The following is a 22,447-nucleotide window of genomic DNA, read 5'->3' as shown; positions in this document are numbered from 1 at the left end:
AAACTACAATACTATTCAACTAATCCAAGTGCTTTTTTTACTGGAGAATAACTTCTTCGATGTTGAGCAATCACCCCATGTTCTTCAATCGCTGCAAAATGTGCTTTGGTTGGATAACCTTTGTGTTTGGCAAAACCATATTGTGGATACACAGCATCTAGTTCAACCATTTCACGATCTCGTGTCACTTTGGCTAAAATACTTGCCGCTGAAATTTCTGCATGTAACGCATCCCCACCAACCACTGCCTCACACTGCATTTGCAAACCTTGTGGTATTTTATTCCCATCTACAAGCACATATTCAGGTATAATTTTTAAAGCTTCTACTGCACGGCGCATGGCAAGCAATGAAGCTTGTAAAATATTCAGCTTATCAATTTCCTTATGCGACGCTTCAGCAATTGCCCAAGCTAAGGCTTTTTCTTGAATTTCTTTAAATAACTTTTCACGTTTCTTTTCAGTTAATTTTTTAGAATCATTTAGACCCTCAATTGGATTATTTGGATCTAAAATAACTGCAGCAGCTACAACAGAACCTACCAAAGGTCCACGCCCTGCTTCATCTACACCAGCAATTAACATCAAAATTTTCACCCATAAAAAAAGAGGCTGAAAAGATCAGCCTCCTAAGAGTATAGCACAAATTATTTTACTGCTTCTGCCACACAGGCATTAATGGTTTTGGTGACGGCATTGGATACGATTGTTGCACGTGCTTCTGGATCAATTGCGGCAGTTGCCAAATCGACAGCTGTTACACTTTGCGGTGCTTTGTCACTGACACATCCACAAATCTCACCTTGAATATTAGTTTTTTGTTCAGCTGTCATAAGTTTAGTAGCAGTCTGCCATGCAGGTAAGTTGTTCAACTCAGTCGTGCATTTTGCATTAATGGCAATTTTTAATGCTGCTGTACCGAGTTGTTGGGTAGTAGTAGTTGCCGTTGAATTTCCCCCAGTTGTACCTGTAGTTGAAGCACAAGCTGTTAAAGCCAAAGCGATTGGCGCAAGTAAAGCAATGAGTTTTTTCACAATTTATTCCTTGTTATGAAAATTCAGTGTGCCTATTGTGCCGAAAGTCACATATAGTTTAAACCTCAAATTTTCTATATAAATGTAATTTCCCCCAATATTGCTTATTTTTACATCATGTTATCGCTATTTTTGACTAGCGTTGCAAATACAAAACAATTCGTTGAATTTTTAGTGCTGAATTTGATTAAAAAAATAAATATGATGCCTCTAAACAAATTCATGGAACATCATCCAATGTCACAAAAATCAAAATATTATACGAGAACAGCGCAGTGGCTACATTGGCTGATGGCAATTATTTTTATCGTTGCTTATATCATTGGTTTTTATAGCGGTAATTTTTTAAGTTATGAAACAGATGGTAGTTTTAAAGGCGATGTCATTACCTTGCATAAAAATATTGCATCTGTAATGATTTTTTTAGTAATTATCCGAATTTTTTGGCGCTATACTCACCCTGCACCTACATTACCAGATAGCATGTCACCAAGCATGAAGAAAATGGCACATTTAGGTCATTTAGGACTGTATTTCATGCTTTTGGCACTTCCAATTACAGGTTGTTTGTTTAGTTGGAGTGCAGGACATCCTGTACCTGTATTGTATTTATTTGAAATTCCAAAACTTGTACAAGACAACCCTGATTTAACTGCGATTGTAAAACCCTTACATATTTATATTGCTTGGGCAGCAGGTTTATTGTTAATTGGTCATATTGCAGCAGCTTTGAAACATCACTTTATTGATAAAGATAATGTATTACGCAGTATGACTCGTCAGCATGACTAACTGTACGCAACAGTCAAAATAGCTTGATTTTAGGGAATACTAAAACCCACGATTTTAAAAAATAACCCTACAATCAAAATCATAGGTGCAAAAATAAAATCAATCAAGAAGGCTTTCACTAAGCCTTCTTTTTACATAGGGACTTTTTTTCTTGTGTTAAAGTTAAATTAAAGTATTCAATTTGATGACTTTGTGCAGCTAGATTTTCAGGAAAATGTGTCAGCGTTTCCACACATACAGGACGTTTTAATTTAAAATTTTGCAAAATTTGATTTAGAATATCCGCATAATGTTGTGCCTTTGCACGGGTATAATTCTCGTCATCATCAATCTCTCGAATCTCAATATCCATCACCGTTTGCTGTTCAGCATGAGAAATAAAAGCTTTTTTAGGAAAAATTGCAAATACATTGGAAGCTATTGCAATAAGTAAGGCAGACTGATTGGGCTGACATTATGTGGATTTTTATTTTTCTACACGTGCAATTTGAACAATACGTTAATGCAGCAACTCTGTATATTCTTTTTAATTTATTTGCGACCAATACGGATTTAGAAAAGCGCCATGCATAGCCAACACCATGCCAAAACATAACAAATGAATCACGAGATAAATATAGAGAAATTTTATTAGATTCAATTTAAAGACTTTTATTTTATCCGTCAAATCAGTTTGAGTATCAAATGGATAAAGCAATAACAGCATACCGCTTTATCCCATTCAAAAATCAATTCAATGCAGCAATTTGCTCAGTCCATTTTTGCTTTTCTGTATCAGAAATAAAGGATGCTTCAAATGAGTTTTGTGCAAGCTGTTTCAATTCAGCATGGCTCAAATCCAAAGCCTCTGCAATCGCAAAGAAATTGTCATTCATATAACCACCAAAATAAGAAGGATCATCTGAATTGACAGTGACGTGCACACCCTGTTGTAACAGGCGTTGAATGTTGTGTTGAACCATATCGTCCACCACACAGAGTTTTAAATTACTCAATGGACAAACCGTAAGTGGCATTTTTTCTGCAATCAAACGCTCAAGTAGTTTTGAATCTTCTTCAGAACGCACACCATGATCAATACGATTAACTTTGAGTAAATCCAAAGCTTGCCATACATACTCCGCAGGACCTTCTTCACCCGCATGCGCCACGATCAAAAATCCTGCTTCACGGGCTTTGGCAAAGACACGTTCAAACTTTTCAGGTGGATGCCCCACTTCACTTGAGTCCAAACCTACACCAATAATTTGATCTTTATATGGCAATGCTTGCGCTAAAGTTTCAAATGCGGCTTCTTCAGTTAAATGTCGTAAGAAACACATAATTAAATGTGAACTAATGTTTAATTTTTCACGTGCATCATCACAAGCACGTTGCAAACCATTGATCACCGTTGCAAATGCCACGCCACGATCGGTATGGGTTTGTGGATCAAAGAACATTTCGGTATGTACAACATTGTCTTCAGCACATTTTTCAAAATATGCCCAAGCCAAATCATAAAAATCTTGTTCATAAATCAAAACCGCAGCCCCTGCATAATAAATATCCAGAAAAGACTGTAAGTTATGAAAGTTATAGGCTTGTTTAACTTCTTCAACAGATTTATACGGAATCTCGATCTGATTACGTTGAGCAATCGCAAACATGAGTTCAGGCTCAAACGTTCCTTCAATATGCACATGCAATTCTGCCTTTGGCAAAGCACGTATGAGTTCATTTCTATTCATGTTTATCCTCAAATTTCCAAAATAATTTTACATTCATTTCAAAATAAAAAAGGGTGCAAACTGAGTTTACACCCTTTTCCTAATACAGAAAATTAGCCACCAAATGCAACAAATTTAATCACCCAAAGTACTGCAATAATCCATACCATATATGGTACAGTTGCTGCTTTACCTGTAAATAATTTCACCAATGCGTAGCTGATAAAGCCCATCGCAATACCGTCTGCAATTGAATATGTAAACGGCATAAATACAATGGTTAAAAATGCAGGAACCGCTTCTGTGATGTCATCCCATTCAATATTGGTGATGCCTTGAATCATCAACACCCCTACAAATAATAACGCTGGTGCCGTAGCAAAACTCGGTACTGACTGTGCCAAAGGCGCTAGGAATAAACACGCAATAAATAACACGCCTACAACAACTGCCGTTAAGCCAGTACGCCCACCTGCTGCTACACCTGCCGAAGATTCGATATAAGGGGTGGTGGATGATGTACCAAGTGCAGCACCTGCCACAATCGCTGTCGAATCGGCAAATAATGCTTTTTTCAAACGAGGTAATTTACCCTCTTTCAATAAACCTGCACGATGCGAAACACCAACCAATGTTCCTGTTGAGTCAAACAAATCGACAAGGAAAAATACGAAAATGACACCAATTAAACTTGCAGTAAATAGACCTTCAAAATCCATTTGCATAAACGTTGGCGCAATAGATGGAATCGAGCCAACTACACCTTTAAACTCGTTATAACCCAAAACAGTAGATAATGCGGTAATCACTAAGATACTGATGATAATTGCACCACGTACTTTAAAATGATGCATGATTACGACAAGGAAAAAACCAAATAATGCCAACAACACAGTTGGTTGTTTTAAATCCCCTAAACCGACCAAAGTGGCTGGATTATCAACAATAATTCCTGCATTTTTTAATGCAACCAAAGCAAGGAATAAACCAATCCCGCCACCGATGGCAAACTTTAATGACATCGGAATCGCATTCACAATCGCTTCACGGATTTTGAACATACTGATCGCAATAAAGATCAGACCAGACATAAATACAGCGGCTAATGCTGTTTGCCAAGGCACACTCATACCGATACAAACTGAATAAGTGAAATAGGCATTCAGCCCCATACCTGGTGCCAGCGCAATTGGGTAGTTTGCAACAATCCCCATCACCAAACAACCAATCGCTGCTGCTAAACAAGTTGCAACAAATACTGCCCCATGATCCATCCCTGTCTCAGAGAGAATTAAAGGATTCACAATGATGATGTAACACATGGTTAAAAACGTAGTTACACCAGCAAGGATTTCAGTTCTGAACGTCGTTTTGTTCTCACTGAGTTTGAATAAGCGTTCAAGCAAACCCGTAGAAGGATTTGGAGTCATCATTGTTGAGCCCCTATGAAAATTGAGCTATGTGTTGATAAGGTTTTTTGTACATAAATCAAGTGAGTCTTATCAAAAAAATTTGAAAAATACATTCAATTTATAGACCAAAATGACAGAAATGATAAAGAACTTTGAACTAAAAAAGCTGCAAAAATGCAGCTTTCTATACATTCTCAGGTTTGCTTCAGTGGCGACCTGTTCTTTATCTAAATACGATTGGCAAATTATACCATATTGTTTATTTATTTTTTTAAAATAGCGAAATCATGCTAAATAATTTACACATTACTTTGCTTCTAACAAGTTACTTTATGGATTATTTCCCACAGACAATATACTGCTATCGGCTTCTTGAGCGAGTCTAAGCATTTCTTGTTCTTTACGTTTATTTGTATCCACATATACCCAATATCCAACTGCAATAATTGCGGTAATAACAAAGAATACGATGACCTTGACCATGAGTTTTTTATTTATCGAGAATTTCATTTATCTTAACACCAAAAATGTGATTAAGTTTGCATTTTATTGAATTTTGTTAAAGAATATTTTTAGATATGCTAAGAATATCCTTTAACTGAGTTTTAAAGTTATGGCTAAAAAGTTTTGATTTAAATAGATCTATCAAATCATAGATCAAAAAATAGCACTTGTAAAAACTATTTTAAATACAAAAAGATATTTTAAATAAAACATAAAATTATTAAGTTATTTTTAAAAATAAAACATCCCATCTACGCTCATCGTCATTTAATACTGACAATTCACCTCTGGAAAAGCGTGTCGAGGATGCAACAACATCTCATGTTGCCAAATCTCATACATAGGAATTTTCACATCTAAAGCCAAAGGCAGTTTTTTAGGGTTAAAATACATATGATTTAAATCTTGTCCCCAAGCAATTAAATCAATATCTAAAGAGATATGATGGGATGGGCGTACACGACCTGAATCTGATTCCATTTTTTTTAACAATGCAGTCATCTCCAGGATAGATAAATGACTCCGCAATAAACATGCCGCATTGCAATAATCCTCACCGATATGATCTCGACAAGGAATCAAATAAATTTTAGAAAATGTCACTTCACCCAAAGCTTTAATTTGTGCAAAAGCATTTTTAAGATGTTGTTTTGGTTGGTGATTACTCGCCAGTGCGAGGGCAAAAATCGTTGCGGTGTCGTTCAAGACGAATTCCTACAGAGTTTGCTTGCGGGATGATTGCAGGCTTACGGATGCTAATCATAATAGATTCAATTGCAGGAAAGGTAGTAAAAAGTGCATGCAAAACCAATTTAGCTGCATGTTCGATTAATTTTGGTGCAGCATCTTGAATGACTTTGCTTGAAATCTCACAAATTTCTGCATAATTCAGTGTATCTTCAAGCTCATCCGAATTTGAAGCCTGTTCCAAATCAATATGTATAGTCAAATCCAACAACAGGGGTTGAATAATCTGGCGCTCCCAATTAAAGCATCCAACGACCGTATCGACTTTTAAACCTTCAATGATAATTGCATCCATGACTCAAAATTCTCTATTTTAATTAAAAGCTCCCCCTCTCAAAAGGAGGAATAAGAGGGATTCAATAATAAAATACCCTCCCTTACCAAACACAGTTGCTCACATTGAAACAAGGAAAGGCTTTAAATCACTGCTTTAACAATGTCGCAGGATCAAGATTTTGCACCATTTGTAAACGTTGGTCAGCATAAATATCAGTATATGGTGCTAAAACACGCATGAAACGATCAAAATACAACATTTGTTTAAACAGCAAGGCAAAGTCACGTGGGAAACGGATGCCATGACGCTCACCGACCGCAACCATATCCAGCATAATGTCATTTAGATCAGACGGATTAGATGTCATGATTTGCTGAGGATCAGCGAGTAGTACACCACTAAATAAACGCTCTAAATCATCTGCCAAAACTTTGGTATCAATTTTCTTATCGGTCATGCCCATTTTCAGCATGTTTTCAGCCATCAATTGATAATTGGTATGTTGTAAGGCATCCATAAATGCAATACATGCCGTCCACACTTGCGGGTTTAACTGCCCCACAATCCCAAAATCAATAAAACCCACTCGCCCATCTTCAAGCAACATCAGATTACCGGCATGCAGATCGGCATGAAAACTTTCACACATCATCAAACTACCGAACCAAGTGTTCATGGCCGTAATTAAAACCTGCGAAGGGTCTTTGGCTACTTTTTTAACCACTTCAAAGTCGGTTAATGGTACACCATACAAACGTTGCATGGTGAGTACACGGCGAGTTGAATATTGAGGATATACCTTAGGTGCTGTTGCTGCCTGATTTTGTGAAACATTCAAATAATTCACAAAATCCTCTAGGTTTTTGGCTTCTTCAATAAAATCAACTTCACGTACCATACGCGTTTTGATCTCATCAACAATATCCGCCAGTGATGCAAATTTAACTTTTGGTACTGCTTTTTCAAGCAGTTTTGTTGCCCAATGCAGCACATTTAAATCTGTATATAAAATCGTTTCGACACCTGGCTTTTGTACTTTAATCACCACATCTTCGCCAGTGACAAGTTTGGCTGCATGCACTTGTGCAATTGATGCAGATGCCAATGGTGTTTCCTCAATGGAAGCAAAAATTTCAGACAAATCACGTCCTGCAAACTCTTGCTCTAAAACACCTTGTACATAACTAAATGGTAAATATGGTGTCTGATCTAAACAGCCTTGGAATTCCTCGACATATTCTCGTGGGAATAACGAAGGTGTACTGGCAATAAATTGACCGAGTTTTATATAGGTTGAGCCTAAAGACTCAAAAGTTTCTCGCATCAGTTTGGCATTGCTCGGCTTTTCAGTGGCGTACTTAATGCCCGCTTTGGCTGCGATGACAGCCGTTTCACCCACACGAGCAACGGAGCGTAGCCCGTCTAAAAATATATTATTTTTCATGATGTCAAATACAAAGTAATTAATAGCAATAAATTAAGCCAAGTTTAGCAAATTATATACTCCTTGCTGTATGACTTGCCTGACAGTTTGCACAATCTTGATCTTTTTCAAAGGCTAAAATTCGTTGTTTCATTGTTAAGCCATCCCAAATAAGTAATTTTTGTTTTAAAGCCATCTGATTTAAACCTAAATATAATAAAGCATGATGTGCTTGCAAACTCGCCATCACATTGGGTGTGGTTGCTAGCACCCCAGAATCCGCACAACGTAAACTTTCATTCTCATGATTTTCTTTAGGGAATAGACATTCATAACATGCTGAATGTTCTGCTACCATAAACAGTTGTCCTTGAAAACCGATCGCCGATGCACTGATTAAGGCAACATGATTTTGCGTACAGGATTGATTGACCAAATATCGTGTTGAGAAATTATCACAACCATCTAAAACCAAATCTTGTTGTGCAATCAAGTATTGGGCATTTTGCTCATCTAGTTTTTCTGTCAAACTTTCAACTTGTAAAAATGGATTAATCAGACGTAACCTTTTCGCTAATATTTCAGCTTTATAAAAACCAATATCCTGTGCTGTATAAGCAATTTGTCTTTGTAAATTACTGATTTCAACTGTATCTGCATCTATAAGTGTAATCTTACCCACACCAGCACGTGCAAGTAATTCAGCGGTTGTGCAACCAATCCCACCACAACCAACGATCAAGATATTGGCTAACTTCAATTTTTCTTGCGCTTCAATATCCCAACCATCAAGCAAAATTTGACGTGAGTAAAGCTGCATTTCTGCATCATTCAGCTCTAAATCTAGTGCAGGTGCTGTTGTCACAAGCATTTCCTATCCAAGTAATCTGTATAACTTCATAAATATTATAGTTGATCTTAACCGCGATGGAGACTTAACTTTAGATATGCCGTGAAAAATAGTTAAAAGCCATAATAGTAAATTTAAATTATTGAAATTTGAAAACATTTTTAATTTATTGTATAGTAACATCATTCAATCAAGCCGCATTCAGCTTATTTAACTCTTAAATAGGCTTAGGGTCTTTTTATCTTTTAGTTGGGAGTAAATGGCAAGTGTTTAAAGCATTTAAACAATTATTCTGTAAACATCATTTTGTTGAGTACGAAATACAACATCTACACATTGCTGAATGTGTAAAATGTGGTTTGCAATTTCCACATTAATTTTAAAATTAAGTCAAAGATTTTGTTAAGTTTTAAGTATTCTCTGAAAAAAAGCACCCTTTCGGGTGCAAAGAGACAGACTGCAATCAATTAAACCGCTTGTTGGATACCTTGTAATTTTGCGATTTCCTGCTGTTTTAATAAATTACGCTGGATTTTCCCACTTGACGTTTTGGGTAAATACTCAACAAACTCAATTTCTCTTGGGTATGAATGCTTCGATAAACGAGAACGAACATATTCTTGTAAACGAGTTGCCACAGCTTCTGATGCCGAAGCTTGCGGTTTAAGTACCACAAATGCTTTTACAATCTCTGTGCGTTCTGGGTCAGGCTTTCCAATGACAGCAGACTCTAACACTTCAGCACATTCTAAAAGTGTACTTTCAACATCAAAAGGTCCAACCCGATAGCCTGACGTTGTAATCACATCGTCAGCACGACCAACAAAGTCTACCCCACCAAATTCATTGAGCTTAACGGTATCTCCTGTTAAATAGTAATTTCCTACAAATGACTTACGATTATGCCCCCCATAACCTTTAAACCAGGTTAAAGGAGATTGTGAAAAATCTATCGCCAATGTTCCAATACCACCACGTTCAACTTCTTCGTAATTTTGGTTTAACACTGCAAAACGATGCCCAGGGTTTGCAAAACCTGCTGAACCCACTTTAATCGGATGAGCAAGCGCATGATGGTTGCCAATCACCATCCCAAGTTCAGTTTGTCCATATTGATCAAAAATATTGACATTTAAATCGTGTTTAAACCAATGAATGACTTCTGGCGTTAAGGGTTCACCTGCACTACTGACGACTCGTAAATGTGTTTTAATCGAATCATCAAATTTTTCTTTAAAGCCAAAGAACATACGAAATGCGGTTGGTGATCCTGTCAGATTACTCACTTTATACTTTTTAATGATCTCAAGAGCATGATCTACGCTAAATGCACGCTCATCCATAATGATGCTATGCCCTAAAGCTAATGGACCTGCAATACCATAATACAAACCATACGCCCAACCTGGGTCTGCCAAATTCCAAAATGAATCCTGTTCAGTTAGTCCCACCACATGACGCATATATTCTTTAAATGCCACTACAGCTTTTAAGGGTACAGGTACTGATTTTGCTAAACCTGTCGTGCCTGAAGTAAACATCATTAAAAAATCATCAGCAAAAGTCAGCGAGACTGACGTACATTGTTCAGATTGCTTTTCTAGTTCTTGCCAAAAATCAGGGTCTAGTTTTTTCTCATCCGCATTCTGATAAACCGTTAAAATACGATGAACTTCGATATTATTGAGTTTGACTCGTTGTTCTTGATTGGTCACGACCAATTGAGTATTTGCGGTTTCAAGACGATGTTCAATCGCTTTGGATTCAAAAGCCGTAAATAAGGGCTGATAAATCGCCCCGATACGCCAAGTTGCTAAAATCGTGATGAGTAATTCAGGTGTGCGTGGCAATAATCCTGCGATGCAGTCGCCAGTTTGAATGCCAATACTGCTAAAGTAATTGGCTAATTTTCCTGAAGCGTCAGCAAGTTGCTCAAATGTCCATTGTTCTGACTCAGCATTTTTCCCTTGCCAAATCAAAGCAACTTTGTTTTGCCCAACATAACGCCCACAACACTCGTTATATGCATTGATCGCATCAACTGTGCCAACCAATTGTTCAGCGATCAATTTTTCAAAATCAAATTCTTGATGTGCTTGCTCTAACGTCTTCATGACAATTCATCCTCTATTCTGCATACAAACATTCATGTTTTGCTGAGAACTTTTACATTTTTGTTTTGAAAGTTCACTCATTGAACATTTCTTAAGATGTCTATAGATAATCATGAATAAAATTATGGGACAATTTCCAAACACCGCAATTCACATGCAGCTTTTGGACAATAAAAAATCAAATCCATTGACTAAGTGAATCCTGCACCAGTTTAAGATGTCATTTTAATGTGATACACAATCAATTTTTAATGCTTTAATAAAAGTAAGTTACTTTAAATCATTAACTGAAGCATATTTGAAGTGAGTCAAATTTAACGATATACTTTGCAAAGATAAAGTTTCATATAATTTCAATCTACTGAAATTTAAAACTAGAAAATAAAGATCCCCGCTATAGCAAGGAAAATATATTTGCCTCTACTACAAATCAGTGCAGCGCTTGGCCCTGCTGAATGTGAACTCGCTGTAAAATACACGCTACAAGAAATGCAAAAAGAAGCCAAAACTCAGCAAATCAATTTAGAAATTATTGAATCGAATGCAACGCACTATGGCTATTCTTCTATTTTATGTAATGTTGCTGAGGATGCACAAGTTTGGTTAAATACTTGGCTAGGCACAATTCAATGGACGTTTCAAAGTAAAATCCGCCCCAATCACAAACGTAAAAACTGGTTTGTGGGGGTGACGCAATGTCAACAAATAGCGCAACTTCCCCATGATGACACAATTATTTTTCAAGCATGTCGTGCATCGGGTGCAGGGGGACAACATGTTAATACAACAGATTCTGCGATTCATGCAACGCATATCGCATCAGGGATTAGTGTTAAAGTCATGTCTGAGCGCAGTCAACATGCTAATAAACGCTTAGCGAAAGAATTAATTACCCTTAAACTTCAGCAACACGCAGAAAATGCAAAAGAAACTCAGAAACAAACACAGCATTTACAACATGCGCTCGTTGAAAGAGGAAATGCTGTCCGATCTTTCAAAAAATAAAGACTTAGATCTGTTCAATATTTTTAAACTTTTACAATATTTTGTTTATTCTCTAAAATCTCAGGCAAACTACGCTCAATCCAAGTAATTAAATAATTCAATTTTTCAGCCGCTTGTGCACCTAAAAAAGTTAATTGATATTCAACCTTTGGCGGAACTTCAGGATAGACTGTTCTTAAAATAAAACCATCTTGTTCTAATGTTTTTAGAGTTTGCGCCAACATTTTTTCACTCACACCTTCAATTTTTTGTTGCAATTCACTAAAACGCAATACTCCTTCGCTTAAACTTTTTAGAATCAATACCGCCCACTTACTCGTAATATGTTCTAATATTTGCCGTGAAGGACATTCACTCGACAAAACTTGCCCGATTAACTTACTGGTTGCATATGTACTCATCAAAATCTCTCTTCCGTAAATAGCTAACTTCTAGCTATATACTTACAATTTGTTAGTATTGATTTTAATATCATAGCACTAAGTATAAAAAATATACAACCAATCGTAGTAATCTATAATAAAGCCATGATTAAGACATTTCTTTGAGGCTAAAAACTTAACCACTTAAGAGCAAGTTTAAGCATTTTGACTCGTAATTGTTTACATGATTCTTATTCAATTAAGGATGTATATTTTTGATAGGTAAATCAATCTGTAAACCTAAATCTGCTAATGATTGACGCTCACGGTTGTACATTGTGGCATTAAACTTGGTAATCTTTTTCATGGTCATTGGATCATTAAGATTCAATGTTGGTCTAAATGTATGCTTTACATATAGATTCAACATATCATCAAATTCAAATTGCACAGGACCACTAAACATAATTTTAATCGGCAATTGATAGGTACGTTTTAAATGAAATGGCACATCCAGTTGCACAGGAATATCAACTTTTATTGGAAACTTTGGTAGTAATTTATTCTTATAAATTAGGTCTGTATCGGCATCCAATGGCATGATGGTGTTAATTTTAATACTGGTCTGATAGTCAATATCTACAGAAATGGGTGTTTCTACAACAAAAGCCAAATCAGCAGGATAACGCCCTTTTAAAGGCAGATTTAATTTACGTTCGATATTCAACTCAGTATCTAGACTTCCGATTGCTTGTGTTTCCAAATAGTTCCCTACATGGATTTGAGTTGGTAGAGAATCTGACAACTGTATCTCGGCATTTTGTGCGGAAACTTGCATGGATGCTTGAACATTCAAATAAAGCCAAAACAAAACCGCAACCAATAAAACAACCACAATAAAGCTAATCATTAAATTTCTAACAGAATGAAAGACAGCCATCGCCTTACTCCTTCACTTTCTGAGGTGTAGAGCTCGTTTGATCTTGGATTTCAGTATCGCTTTTAGACAACTTAATGCTATTCAATGGGATTTTTAAATCACCTTTTTGAATTTTCACTGGTAGCGTATTTTTCACATCGACTGTTGCATCCAAACTAGATTTAATTGGTACATTTAGATGCCCTTGAATTGGAATATTGGTTTTTAAAGTCGCATTTAAGGGAATTCTTAAATTTTCTTTAAGTACGGCTCTAACAGGTGCATCAAATTTTAAGTGAACACGTTGATTTAATGGAACTTGTAAGTTTATCGGCACTTCCATTTTAATCGGAATAATACCTTTCAACGGTAAGGTAATATCTTTGCCCATTACCCTCACTTGAACTTTGGTATCAATCGGCATATTCTGATCGACTTTCAAAACTTCTTGTACTGGGATAACAGTCTGAATTGGAACGAGATTATCAAAGTATACACGTGGAGTAAGTGCTTGAGTTATGGGTAAATTCAGATTTTCATGAATTGGAATCTCAGCATTGACACGCCCTGTCACATCAACATCTAAAGCTTCATGGATTTTTACTTTCGCTTGTAAAGGTTCTTTTAAATCAATGCTCACAGATTGATTTTCAAGCGGTATGTAAATATTAAAATGTTTAAATACCCATATCGCAATCAGTACACCACAAATTGCTGCAAAAATGATAAAGCATAAACCAATCACTAATTTCTTAAATTGCAATGTACTATCCTTAGCTTATCTACTTGTTTTAATGCACCTATTCTAACCTTAATGTGACACTCTTAACGTATATTTATGTTCGACAACTGTCTACTTTTTTCAAACTTTGCGCCACATTGATTCATTTTTTATCAAAAATGGATGGCTATTCTATTTTCAGTATATTGCAGTAGATCACTTGCAATAATACAGTTTTCTTATTCTTCATTTGTATAATACTTTAATTTAAATCGCTTATAGTATTTTATAAACATCCTGCCAATTAAAAAAGAGCCTCAATTGAGGCTCTTTTTATAACTGATTTACAAATTAAGCAGTGGTTTCAGCAGGCACTTTTGGATAGCTTACGCCGCCCATTTGTTCAGCGATACGCAATACTTGGCAGCTATAACCCACTTCGTTATCGTACCAGATGTATGCAGTTAAACGGTTACCCGACGTAATTGTTGCTTGAGCATCAAATACGCCCGCAGTGCGTGAACCGATAAAGTCAGACGATACAACTTCAGTCGAATTTGTATAACCAATCTGACCTTGAAGATTTGAATTGATTGAAATTTGACGAATGTATTCATTCACTTCTTCACGATCAACTTCTTTATCTAAAGTTAAGTTTAAAATCGCAAGCGAAACGTTAGGTGTAGGCACACGTACAGAGTTACCAGTCAATTTACCTTGAAGTGCAGGCAATGCTTTTGCAACTGCTTTTGCAGCACCCGTTTCAGTAATCACCATGTTTAATGTTGCAGCACGACCACGACGATCAGCTTTATGATAGTTGTCGATTAAGTTCTGGTCATTGGTGAATGAGTGAACAGTTTCAACATGACCATTAATCACCGTATATTTGTCATGCAATACTTTTAAAGTTGGTGTAATAGCATTGGTTGTACAGCTTGCAGCAGAGATGATTTTATCTTCAGCTAAAATGTCAGCTTGGTTCACACCAAATACAACGTTCTTCATGTCACCTTTACCAGGTGCAGTCAAGATTACACGTGCAGCGCCTGGGCATTGTAAATGTTGTGCAAGACCGTCATTGTCACGCCATTTACCTGTATTATCAATCACTAATGCATTTTCGATACCATATGCTGTGTAGTCTACTTCAGCAGGGCTAGATGCATAGATCACTTTGATAAAGTTACCATTTGCAATGATTGCTTCATTTTCTTCATCTACAGAAATCGTTCCTGCAAATGGACCATGAATAGAGTCACGGCGTAATAAAGACGCACGCTTTTCTAAGTCACCATCAGATGATTTACGAACCACGATCGCTTTTAAGTTTAAACCACGACCCAAACCAGATTGGCTAATGATTAAACGTGCAAGGATACGACCAATACGACCAAAACCATATAGTACAACGTCTTTAGGCTCTACAGATGCAGCATTGCCTGTCAAAGATTGCACTGCATTTGCAACAAATGCATCAACATCGCCACCTTTTTCTTTAAACTCAACTGCAAGTTTACCTAAGTCTACTTCAGCAGAACCGATATTTTCTATTTTCGCTAAAGCTTCTAAAATAGGGAAAGTATGAACAACAGAAAGTTCAACATCTAATACACGTGTACGGCGATGTGTTTTTAAGATTTGAATCACCGAACGGTTCACTAAAGAACGACCGTAAACAGAAGTGACAATATTTTTTTCACGGTATAATTGTCCGATTAAAGCAATCATACGTTCCGCGATTTCTTCACGGTTTTTCCAACGACCTTGATGCTCTGCGTGTAGGGCGATGATAGTGTCTTTGCTCACAGATACGTCCTCTATTTTATGTATATCTAGACTTAGTTTAAAAACCCCAATATTGTAATGGAATTCTCTCTAAGAATGAATCGAAAGCTGAGCCAGCAAAGTACTTTTTGTTGTATATTCATTATAAAATTACAAAATAGTCATAATTATTCTGATTATTTCTAATCTTAATCACCAAACCACATATTTAAAATCTGTTTTACATGCAGATTTAGGATTTATTTTTTTCGATACGTTGTTGTACATTCTCTACATTTCTGATGAGATTCTGTGCATTACGCTTTTGTGCATACAAATGTAAACTGCCTTCAATGACCAAAATTCCCACTGCACACCAAATCGGAATATAAGTCAGCCATTCATCTGGAGTAATATTTTCCCCCAATGCCAAAGATGCCAATGCCAAAAGTACAGGTTCTAAATAACTCAACAAACCAAAAAGTATCAAGGGTAAATAGCGACTTGCTAAAATATAACTGCCTAAACCTATTGCACTGAGTAAACCAAGTCCTGCAACCACCAACCATAAATAGCCATTCTCCATAAACAAGGCAAAAGGTGTATTTCCCATTTGCACAAAATAGATCGCGACTGGCATGCAAATGAGAAGATCCCACCAAAAACCACCCAAGTTATCGGTTTGAATTTTCTTACGAATGAGGAAATACAGTGCATAACCCACAGCTACTGCCATGGTTTCCCATGCAATACTGCCCAAACGCCAAATTTCATGCCCAACGCCAAATACAGCACAACCCACCGCCAACAACTGTAATTTGGATAACTTTTCTTTGAAGAAAATACTGCCTAGCAATACCAAAAACAAAGGCAATAAAAAATAGCCCAAGGATACTTGCAGTCCTCGTCCATTCATCGGTCCCCATAAAAACAACCATAGTTGGAAACAAGTAAGTGCAGAGCTAAGCATCAAAATAAGCAATAAGGCAGGTTTGGCGATAATACGTTGGTAAATAGTTTTAACGTGTGCCCAATCACCACTATAAAACATAAATAGCGTTAAAAAAGGCAAAGTTGAAATGATGCGCCACCCAAAAGTTTGTTGATTATCAAAAACATGTAGCAATTGACTATAAAAATATAAAACGCCAAAAGTGACCGATGCCAAAACGGATAATGCTACACCTTTAAACATCTGTCACCTCTAGATCATTTTAGCGAGGTATTATAAGCATAATTATTCAGATATATTTGAAAGTTCAAGTATAAATGATTTTTATCACCACTAAGGCTCAGTCTGTTCAGAACGAATCATATCTTTTGTACTAAAACCCAAGGTTTGAGCATAACGTAGATATTCTTTGACTTTTTGTTCATCAGGATGCGGTGTACGTGACAAAACCCATAGATACTTACGTTTCGGTTCCCCCACTAAAGCCATTTGATATTGAGGATCGACCTTTAAAATCCAATAATCACCTCGTCCAAAAGGCATCCAACGTACAGCTTCAGGTAAAAAACTCACTTTTATTTTTGAGTTATACGGTTCATTACTAATAAACCCTTCTCCCAAAGAGCGTAATTCATTACCTTGCTCATCAATACAACGATTATCTACAGCCAAATTGCCATACTCATTAATGGTATAGCGTGCCGTGACATCTTTTTGACATTCTTTTTGAAAATATAATGGCTTACGTGCAATCTCATACCAAAGCCCAAGATATTTATCCAGTTCTACATGCGGCACAGTGGCAAGTGAACGATCCTGTGCATAGAGTTGAGTACTGAATGCCAGTCCCAAAAACAAAAAGCCTCGAACCAGCATTTGGCTATTTTTATTCCTCATCGTGGGTATTTTTTTGATTAAACTCACACTCTACCCTCATATTTCTTCAAATTTATAATTATTAAAATAATCATAAATTTAAGCTTAAATTGTAGCTTTATGTATCTTTTAATTTCATGAAAGCCACAATCTAACTTGTGCTTAGTTCCGCTATTGTAACATTAATGCTTTAAAACGCAGAATTTCATCACGGATTCGTGCTGCCTGCTCAAACTGTAATTCCTTCGATGCTTTTAACATTTCTTTTTCAAGTTTAGAAATATGCTTCGCCAATAACTTTGGATTTGACAATAAATGTTGCTCATCTGCACTCATGACACGGGCTTGATTCATGATTTTTTCATCAATTTGATCATCATCTAACACTTCGCCTGTATCAATTTCTTTAATCGCTTGACGAACAGCACTACGTGGCACGATGCCATGTTCTTGATTAAACTGAATCTGTTTATTACGACGACGTTCTGTTTCATCGATGGCTTTTTGCATCGAATCGGTAATTCGATCTGCATATAAAATCGCTTTACCTTTGATATTTCGTGCCGCACGACCAATTGTTTGGATCAATGAGCGTTCTGAACGTAAAAACCCTTCTTTATCAGCATCCAAAATAGCCACCAGAGATACTTCTGGCATGTCTAAACCTTCACGTAATAGGTTAATCCCGACCAAAACATCATGTACGCCTGTACGTAGTTCATGAATAATTTTTACTCGTTCAACGGTATCAATATCAGAATGTAGATAGGCAACTTTGATTCCATATTCTTTCAAATAAGACGTTAAATCCTCTGCCATACGCTTGGTCAAGGTAGTAACTAAAACCCGCTCATTCAAATCTTTACGAATATTAATTTCTGATAAAACATCATCGACTTGGGTCAAAACTGGACGGATTTCAATTTCAGGGTCAATCAATCCTGTTGGACGCACCACCTGCTCAGCGACTTGCTCCGATTTTTCGAGTTCATATTTTGCAGGTGTGGCACTGACATAAATCGTAGTAGGAACGATTCTTTCCCATTCCTCAAATTTCATTGGGCGATTATCCAATGCACTTGGCAATCGAAAACCATAATTGACCAAATTCTCTTTACGTGAACGGTCACCTTTATACATTGCGCCAATTTGCGGTACAGTCACATGCGATTCGTCAATAATTAACAAAGCATCATCAGGAATATAATCAAATAAAGTCGGGGGGGCTTCTCCCGCAGGTCGCCCAGACAAATGTCGTGAATAGTTTTCGATACCGTTGGTGTAACCCAATTGTTGCATCATTTCCAAGTCATAACGAGTACGTTGCTCAATCCGTTGTAATTCAAGCAGTTTGTCATGCGTTTTAAAGTACGCTTGACGTTCTTTAAGTTCTTCTTGAATCGTGCCAATCGCACGCTGTAAGTTATCTTTTGGTGTCACATAATGACTTTTTGGATAAATCGTAACACGTGGCACTTTGCGGATCATTTTCCCTGTTAAAGGGTCAAACCAACGGATCGAATCGACTTCATCATCAAACAGTTCTATACGAATGGCATATTGATCTGATTCGGCAGGGAAAATATCTAAAATTTCGCCACGAATACGGTACGTACCACGTAAAAACTCCAGCTCATTACGAGTATATTGCATTTCGACTAAACGGCGAATAATGTCATCACGAGCAACACGATCACCTTGTACCACATGCAACAACATACTCATGTAAGCATTGGGGTCACCCAAACCATAAATCGCAGAAACGGAAGCAACAATAATCGCATCACGACGTTCTAATAATGCTCGCGTTGCAGAAAGTCGCATTTGGTCGATGTGATCATTGATCGAAGAATCCTTTTCGATAAATGTATCTGAAGATGGCACATACGCTTCAGGCTGATAATAATCATAATAACTGACGAAATATTCCACCGCATTGTGAGGGAAAAATGCTTTAAATTCGCCATACAACTGTGCAGCAAGAGTTTTATTATGCGCCATGATAATGGTTGGACGTTGCGTTTGTGCAATGACATTTGCCATAGTATAGGTTTTTCCTGAACCTGTTACCCCAAGCAAAAGTTGATCATGCAAGCCTCTATTGACCCCATCCACTAATTTTTTAATTGCTTGTGGCTGATCACCCGCAGGCTGATAGTTGGTGACGAGTTCAAAAGGTTGACCTTCTTGCATACAAATACTTCGGTATCAAATAACAATGTCTTTATTATGAGGGCAAAGCGTATAGATACAATGTCATGATCAATGAGTTTTTAGTAAAACTTTTTATCAAATGTGGGGGACAAGTCCTCTGAATTTTCATATTTATGTGTTTACTTCTATAGCGATATCTCATATCCACAATTTCAGTGACAAAATCATCTTACTTACACATTTTCCTCAAAATATGAATCCGTTCGCACTCCTCAGCTCTTTTTTATTTTCAATGTGTTATTTTCTTTTAATATCATATCTAGACCACTTGACCATTCTCCAATTCAATTGCAACATGAAGCATAGCCATATTATGGAAGCATAGCAAAATGACTTACCAATATCATGATGAAAGTATTATTAAAAACTTACCAGAAGATACGGTTTTCGTTTTTGGGAGTAATATGGCAGGTACACATCAAGGCGGTGCAGCCAAAATTGCACATCAATACTTTGGTGCAATGAAAGGTGTTGGGCGTGGTTGGTCAGGTCAAAGTTTTGCGATTCCAACCATGAATGAGCATTTACAGCAAATGCCATTGTCACAAATCCAACATTATGTAGATGATTTTAAAATTTATACTAAAAACCATCCTAAAACCAAATATTTTGTGACTGCGGTCGGCTGTGGGGTTGCTGGATATAAGGTGGAAGAAATTGCACCTATGTTTAAAGGTATTTCACATAATGTGATTTTTCCTGTTTCTTTTCGTCCTTTTGTTGAGAAAACATTACCAAAGCTTACACAACACTCACTACAAGCTTTCATTCAAGAAGCGATAATTTTCAGTGAAGACCTCTCTCAAAGCATCCAAGCTTTGGATTTAAATGAAGCTGAAAAAAGTTTAGCGAAAATTGTGATTAATACTCCTATGTATCCAACCGACAGTAATGGACGAGATCGTAGTTATGAAATAACTGATATTTTAAATACCTTAAAAAATAAAAATGTATTACAGCTTGATATTCAAACTGACGCGACTAAAACTTTAGGTGGAGTCATTTTGGCAATTTTAGAGTTATACACAATCAATGAGCACGATTTTATAGAAGCATGGCAAGGGCAAAGAGAGATTATGCCTCCTAAAGCAGCCAATCGAGCCAAAAAATAATTCGTTTTCATAGTAGATGTTTAGTTATATAACCCTTCGTACTCGATAAAGGAATTCAAATATGGAGAAAGTCGATTTATCTATTTTCAACTTATCTCCTATGGCAATGTGGATTCAGGACTTTAGTGCGGTCAAAAAATATTCCAGCAATGGATTGATGATGGTGTTCAAGACTTAAAACAATATTTATTGGAAGACCCTGAACGTTTACAACCTTGTTTAATGGTCATTAAAACTATTTTAGTCAATCAAAGCACTTTAGACTTGTATGAAGCTGCTGACTTAAATGAAATATTATCTAGCTTTTCACGTATGCATGCCGAAAAAATTAGCATTGAAAAAGTCAACTTTTTTATGGCACTTTGGAACAATCAAGCACAATATATTTGCCCTTCTATTAACTATACGTGCAAAGGTAAACAGATTGATATTCAACTGAGAGCAAGCTTTATGCCAGGGCATGAAAATAGTTGGGAACGCTTACTACTCACCACTGAAAATATTTCAGACTATCAAAATGCGCGCCGTTTTGCAGAGTCATTATTTATTCACTCGCCGACTGCGCTTTGGGTAAAAGATTATAGTGGGATCAAAAAAATATTCACCGAGTTACAACAACAAGGTATCGTGGACTTAAAACAGTATATCCAGCAACATCCCGAATTTTTATTGCTCTGTTTTCAAACAATTCGCTCAATTGATGTCAATCAAGCACTATTAACACTCTTTAAAGCTGAAAATAAACAACACTTTTATCAAAATATTCGCTCGTTATTTAATGGAAATAATCAACAACATTTCCAAGATGAATTATTATATTTATGGCAAGAACACCATCATTTAGAACGTGATTGTGAATATAAAACGCTTCGATCGGACACTATTCATGTGCGTGAACAGTTTATTATTTTTCCAAATGCACATCAAACATGGGATACTGTTCAAATTGCCTATACTGATTTTACTGCACGCAAACAGTTTGAAAATTATTTAAAATATATGAGTCATCATGATGAGTTAACTCAACTATTTAATCGTAATTTTTTTAATGCAGAAGTTAAAAGAATACAAAATGAAGCTATTTTCCCTACATCTTGTATTTATTTAGATATTAATGGGCTTAAAAGTATTAATGACTTAAAAGGTCATCATTATGGTGATCTTTTATTAAAGCGTTTTGCTCATATTTTACGTAAGTCTACTGAAAATACTGCTTATTCTGTTTCTCGAATTGGGGGGGATGAGTTTGTGATTTTGATGCCACATGCAACAGAAACAATGGCATATAAACTATTAGAAAAAATTCAAAACTACATTGTTCAAGAAAATCAAAATTCTGATCAACTATCCATTAACATTGCAGCGGGTGTCGGTTGTACTGATACTGAACCCAATATAGAAAACTTAATTCGATTAACTGACTTAGATATGTATGAGCAAAAAAATCAATATTACCAAAATTATCGCTCTTAAATATTTTTTATTTATTTTTAATAATAAATACCCATATTACATATAACCTAAACAATATATTTTTCCACGCTTTAGCCTATAAAGAATTACAAATAAAAGTGTGAAATAAAATGCATTTTTAAAAATAAAGTTCTTTGCTATCACGTAATAATTAATGTTATATTTCCAATATTCACTTGATTAAC

The 22,447-nt window shown here is 36.3% G+C and carries 22 protein-coding genes; 4 read left to right on the top strand and 18 right to left on the bottom strand.

The genetic code is table 11. The features are described from left to right. Positions 1–11: 11 nt before the first annotated feature. Positions 12–584: a ribonuclease HII gene (gene rnhB / locus DJ533_RS07960; protein ID WP_065992434.1), complete on the bottom strand. Its 573-nt coding sequence runs from the start codon at positions 582–584 to the stop codon at positions 12–14. A 62-nt stretch (positions 585–646) separates the two neighbouring features. Then, on the bottom strand, positions 647–1,033 hold the full coding sequence (locus DJ533_RS07955; RefSeq protein ID WP_065991856.1) for a hypothetical protein: 387 nt from the start codon (positions 1,031–1,033) through the stop codon (positions 647–649). Positions 1,034–1,270: 237 nt separating this feature from the next. On the opposite strand from DJ533_RS07955, the gene DJ533_RS07950 reads away from it, so the two are divergent. After that, complete coding sequence (locus tag DJ533_RS07950) at positions 1,271–1,825, top strand: cytochrome b (RefSeq protein ID WP_065992431.1); 555 nt, start codon at positions 1,271–1,273, stop codon at positions 1,823–1,825. Positions 1,826–1,943: 118 nt separating this feature from the next. Here DJ533_RS07950 and DJ533_RS07945 read toward each other — a convergent pair whose 3' ends face one another. The 9 genes from DJ533_RS07945 to DJ533_RS07905 all read right to left on the bottom strand — a co-directional run bounded on the left by DJ533_RS07945 (position 1,944) and on the right by DJ533_RS07905 (position 10,861). Continuing rightward, a complete protein-coding gene (locus tag DJ533_RS07945; protein ID WP_065991854.1) occupies positions 1,944–2,177 on the bottom strand; it encodes a hypothetical protein in 234 nt (77 codons plus the stop codon). Positions 2,178–2,553: 376 nt separating this feature from the next. Continuing rightward, positions 2,554–3,555, bottom strand: a complete 1,002-nt coding sequence (locus DJ533_RS07940; protein WP_065991853.1) for an adenosine deaminase — start codon at positions 3,553–3,555, stop codon at positions 2,554–2,556. A 92-nt stretch (positions 3,556–3,647) separates the two neighbouring features. Then, the gene (locus tag DJ533_RS07935; RefSeq protein ID WP_065991851.1) at positions 3,648–4,967 is read right to left on the bottom strand and encodes an NCS2 family permease; all 1,320 of its coding nucleotides are present in this window, start codon (positions 4,965–4,967) and stop codon (positions 3,648–3,650) included. Between the two features lie 309 nt (positions 4,968–5,276). Next, positions 5,277–5,456, bottom strand: coding sequence for a hypothetical protein (locus DJ533_RS07930; RefSeq protein WP_065991845.1), 180 nt, complete (start codon positions 5,454–5,456; stop codon positions 5,277–5,279). Between the two features lie 261 nt (positions 5,457–5,717). After that, positions 5,718–6,155, bottom strand: a complete 438-nt coding sequence (locus tag DJ533_RS07925) for a 2-amino-4-hydroxy-6-hydroxymethyldihydropteridine diphosphokinase (protein WP_065991843.1) — start codon at positions 6,153–6,155, stop codon at positions 5,718–5,720. Then, positions 6,112–6,492, bottom strand: coding sequence for a dihydroneopterin aldolase (gene folB, locus DJ533_RS07920; protein WP_065991841.1), 381 nt, complete (start codon positions 6,490–6,492; stop codon positions 6,112–6,114). Before folB ends, DJ533_RS07925 begins: the two co-directional genes overlap by 44 nt. Positions 6,493–6,619: 127 nt before the next feature. After that, on the bottom strand, positions 6,620–7,918 hold the full coding sequence (locus DJ533_RS07915) for an ABC1 kinase family protein (protein ID WP_065991840.1): 1,299 nt from the start codon (positions 7,916–7,918) through the stop codon (positions 6,620–6,622). Between the two features lie 52 nt (positions 7,919–7,970). Beyond that, positions 7,971–8,768 (bottom strand): HesA/MoeB/ThiF family protein, encoded by a 798-nt coding sequence (locus tag DJ533_RS07910; protein WP_065991839.1) that lies wholly within the window; start codon positions 8,766–8,768, stop codon positions 7,971–7,973. A gap of 446 nt (positions 8,769–9,214) precedes the next feature. Beyond that, positions 9,215–10,861 carry an AMP-binding protein gene (locus DJ533_RS07905; protein ID WP_065991838.1) on the bottom strand — a complete coding sequence of 549 codons (1,647 nt, stop codon included), beginning with the start codon at positions 10,859–10,861 and terminating at the stop codon, positions 9,215–9,217. A 414-nt stretch (positions 10,862–11,275) separates the two neighbouring features. Here DJ533_RS07905 and prfH point away from each other — a divergent pair, with 414 nt between their 5' ends. Beyond that, a complete protein-coding gene (prfH, locus tag DJ533_RS07900) occupies positions 11,276–11,866 on the top strand; it encodes a peptide chain release factor H (RefSeq protein WP_065991835.1) in 591 nt (196 codons plus the stop codon). A 23-nt stretch (positions 11,867–11,889) separates the two neighbouring features. Here the strand turns inward: prfH and DJ533_RS07895 are convergent, their stop codons facing one another. The 7 genes from DJ533_RS07895 to uvrB all read right to left on the bottom strand — a co-directional run bounded on the left by DJ533_RS07895 (position 11,890) and on the right by uvrB (position 19,656). Further along, positions 11,890–12,267: a winged helix-turn-helix transcriptional regulator gene (locus tag DJ533_RS07895; protein ID WP_065991833.1), complete on the bottom strand. Its 378-nt coding sequence runs from the start codon at positions 12,265–12,267 to the stop codon at positions 11,890–11,892. 220 nt (positions 12,268–12,487) lie between these two features. Beyond that, positions 12,488–13,168 (bottom strand): hypothetical protein, encoded by a 681-nt coding sequence (locus DJ533_RS07890; protein ID WP_065991832.1) that lies wholly within the window; start codon positions 13,166–13,168, stop codon positions 12,488–12,490. 4 nt (positions 13,169–13,172) lie between these two features. After that, entirely contained in the window at positions 13,173–13,910 is a 738-nt protein-coding gene (locus DJ533_RS07885) for an MFS transporter (RefSeq protein ID WP_065991831.1), read from the bottom strand. 309 nt (positions 13,911–14,219) lie between these two features. Further along, the gene (locus tag DJ533_RS07880; RefSeq protein ID WP_065991830.1) at positions 14,220–15,677 is read right to left on the bottom strand and encodes a glyceraldehyde-3-phosphate dehydrogenase; all 1,458 of its coding nucleotides are present in this window, start codon (positions 15,675–15,677) and stop codon (positions 14,220–14,222) included. Between the two features lie 211 nt (positions 15,678–15,888). Then, positions 15,889–16,830 (bottom strand): EamA family transporter RarD, encoded by a 942-nt coding sequence (gene rarD, locus DJ533_RS07875; RefSeq protein ID WP_065991829.1) that lies wholly within the window; start codon positions 16,828–16,830, stop codon positions 15,889–15,891. 90 nt (positions 16,831–16,920) lie between these two features. Continuing rightward, entirely contained in the window at positions 16,921–17,484 is a 564-nt protein-coding gene (locus DJ533_RS07870; protein WP_065992429.1) for a lipocalin family protein, read from the bottom strand. Between the two features lie 150 nt (positions 17,485–17,634). Continuing rightward, positions 17,635–19,656, bottom strand: coding sequence for an excinuclease ABC subunit UvrB (gene uvrB / locus DJ533_RS07865; RefSeq protein WP_065991828.1), 2,022 nt, complete (start codon positions 19,654–19,656; stop codon positions 17,635–17,637). Positions 19,657–20,006: 350 nt separating this feature from the next. Between uvrB and DJ533_RS07860 the strand changes: the two genes are divergently transcribed. Both DJ533_RS07860 and DJ533_RS07855 read left to right on the top strand, forming a co-directional pair. Next, entirely contained in the window at positions 20,007–20,789 is a 783-nt protein-coding gene (locus tag DJ533_RS07860; RefSeq protein ID WP_065991826.1) for an A1S_2505 family phage non-structural protein, read from the top strand. Positions 20,790–20,978: 189 nt separating this feature from the next. After that, a complete protein-coding gene (locus DJ533_RS07855) occupies positions 20,979–22,262 on the top strand; it encodes a GGDEF domain-containing protein (protein WP_228716525.1) in 1,284 nt (427 codons plus the stop codon). Positions 22,263–22,447: the final 185 nt, after the last annotated feature.

The sequence above is a fragment of the Acinetobacter defluvii genome, assembly GCF_001704615.3.
Taxonomy (GTDB): Bacteria; Pseudomonadota; Gammaproteobacteria; order Pseudomonadales; family Moraxellaceae; genus Acinetobacter; species Acinetobacter defluvii.
Note: the sequence above shows the minus strand (reverse complement) of the source record. Positions and strands in the feature narration are given on the sequence as shown.

What these genes read in the sequence shown, in the direction of transcription:
- rarD (WP_065991829.1), bottom strand. Translation starts at nt 16,830, where the DNA reads ATGTTTAAAGGTGTAGCATTATCCGTTTTGGCATCGGTCACTTTTGGC.
- DJ533_RS07910 (WP_065991839.1), bottom strand. Translation starts at nt 8,768, where the DNA reads ATGCTTGTGACAACAGCACCTGCACTAGATTTAGAGCTGAATGATGCA.
- rnhB (WP_065992434.1), bottom strand. Translation starts at nt 584, where the DNA reads ATGTTAATTGCTGGTGTAGATGAAGCAGGGCGTGGACCTTTGGTAGGT.
- DJ533_RS07945 (WP_065991854.1), bottom strand. Translation starts at nt 2,177, where the DNA reads ATGGATATTGAGATTCGAGAGATTGATGATGACGAGAATTATACCCGT.
- DJ533_RS07870 (WP_065992429.1), bottom strand. Translation starts at nt 17,484, where the DNA reads ATGAGGAATAAAAATAGCCAAATGCTGGTTCGAGGCTTTTTGTTTTTG.
- DJ533_RS07950 (WP_065992431.1), top strand. Translation starts at nt 1,271, where the DNA reads ATGTCACAAAAATCAAAATATTATACGAGAACAGCGCAGTGGCTACAT.
- DJ533_RS07940 (WP_065991853.1), bottom strand. Translation starts at nt 3,555, where the DNA reads ATGAATAGAAATGAACTCATACGTGCTTTGCCAAAGGCAGAATTGCAT.
- DJ533_RS07905 (WP_065991838.1), bottom strand. Translation starts at nt 10,861, where the DNA reads ATGAAGACGTTAGAGCAAGCACATCAAGAATTTGATTTTGAAAAATTG.
- DJ533_RS07895 (WP_065991833.1), bottom strand. Translation starts at nt 12,267, where the DNA reads ATGAGTACATATGCAACCAGTAAGTTAATCGGGCAAGTTTTGTCGAGT.
- uvrB (WP_065991828.1), bottom strand. Translation starts at nt 19,656, where the DNA reads ATGCAAGAAGGTCAACCTTTTGAACTCGTCACCAACTATCAGCCTGCG.
- DJ533_RS07915 (WP_065991840.1), bottom strand. Translation starts at nt 7,918, where the DNA reads ATGAAAAATAATATATTTTTAGACGGGCTACGCTCCGTTGCTCGTGTG.
- DJ533_RS07930 (WP_065991845.1), bottom strand. Translation starts at nt 5,456, where the DNA reads ATGAAATTCTCGATAAATAAAAAACTCATGGTCAAGGTCATCGTATTC.
- folB (WP_065991841.1), bottom strand. Translation starts at nt 6,492, where the DNA reads ATGGATGCAATTATCATTGAAGGTTTAAAAGTCGATACGGTCGTTGGA.
- DJ533_RS07935 (WP_065991851.1), bottom strand. Translation starts at nt 4,967, where the DNA reads ATGATGACTCCAAATCCTTCTACGGGTTTGCTTGAACGCTTATTCAAA.
- DJ533_RS07860 (WP_065991826.1), top strand. Translation starts at nt 20,007, where the DNA reads ATGACTTACCAATATCATGATGAAAGTATTATTAAAAACTTACCAGAA.
- DJ533_RS07890 (WP_065991832.1), bottom strand. Translation starts at nt 13,168, where the DNA reads ATGGCTGTCTTTCATTCTGTTAGAAATTTAATGATTAGCTTTATTGTG.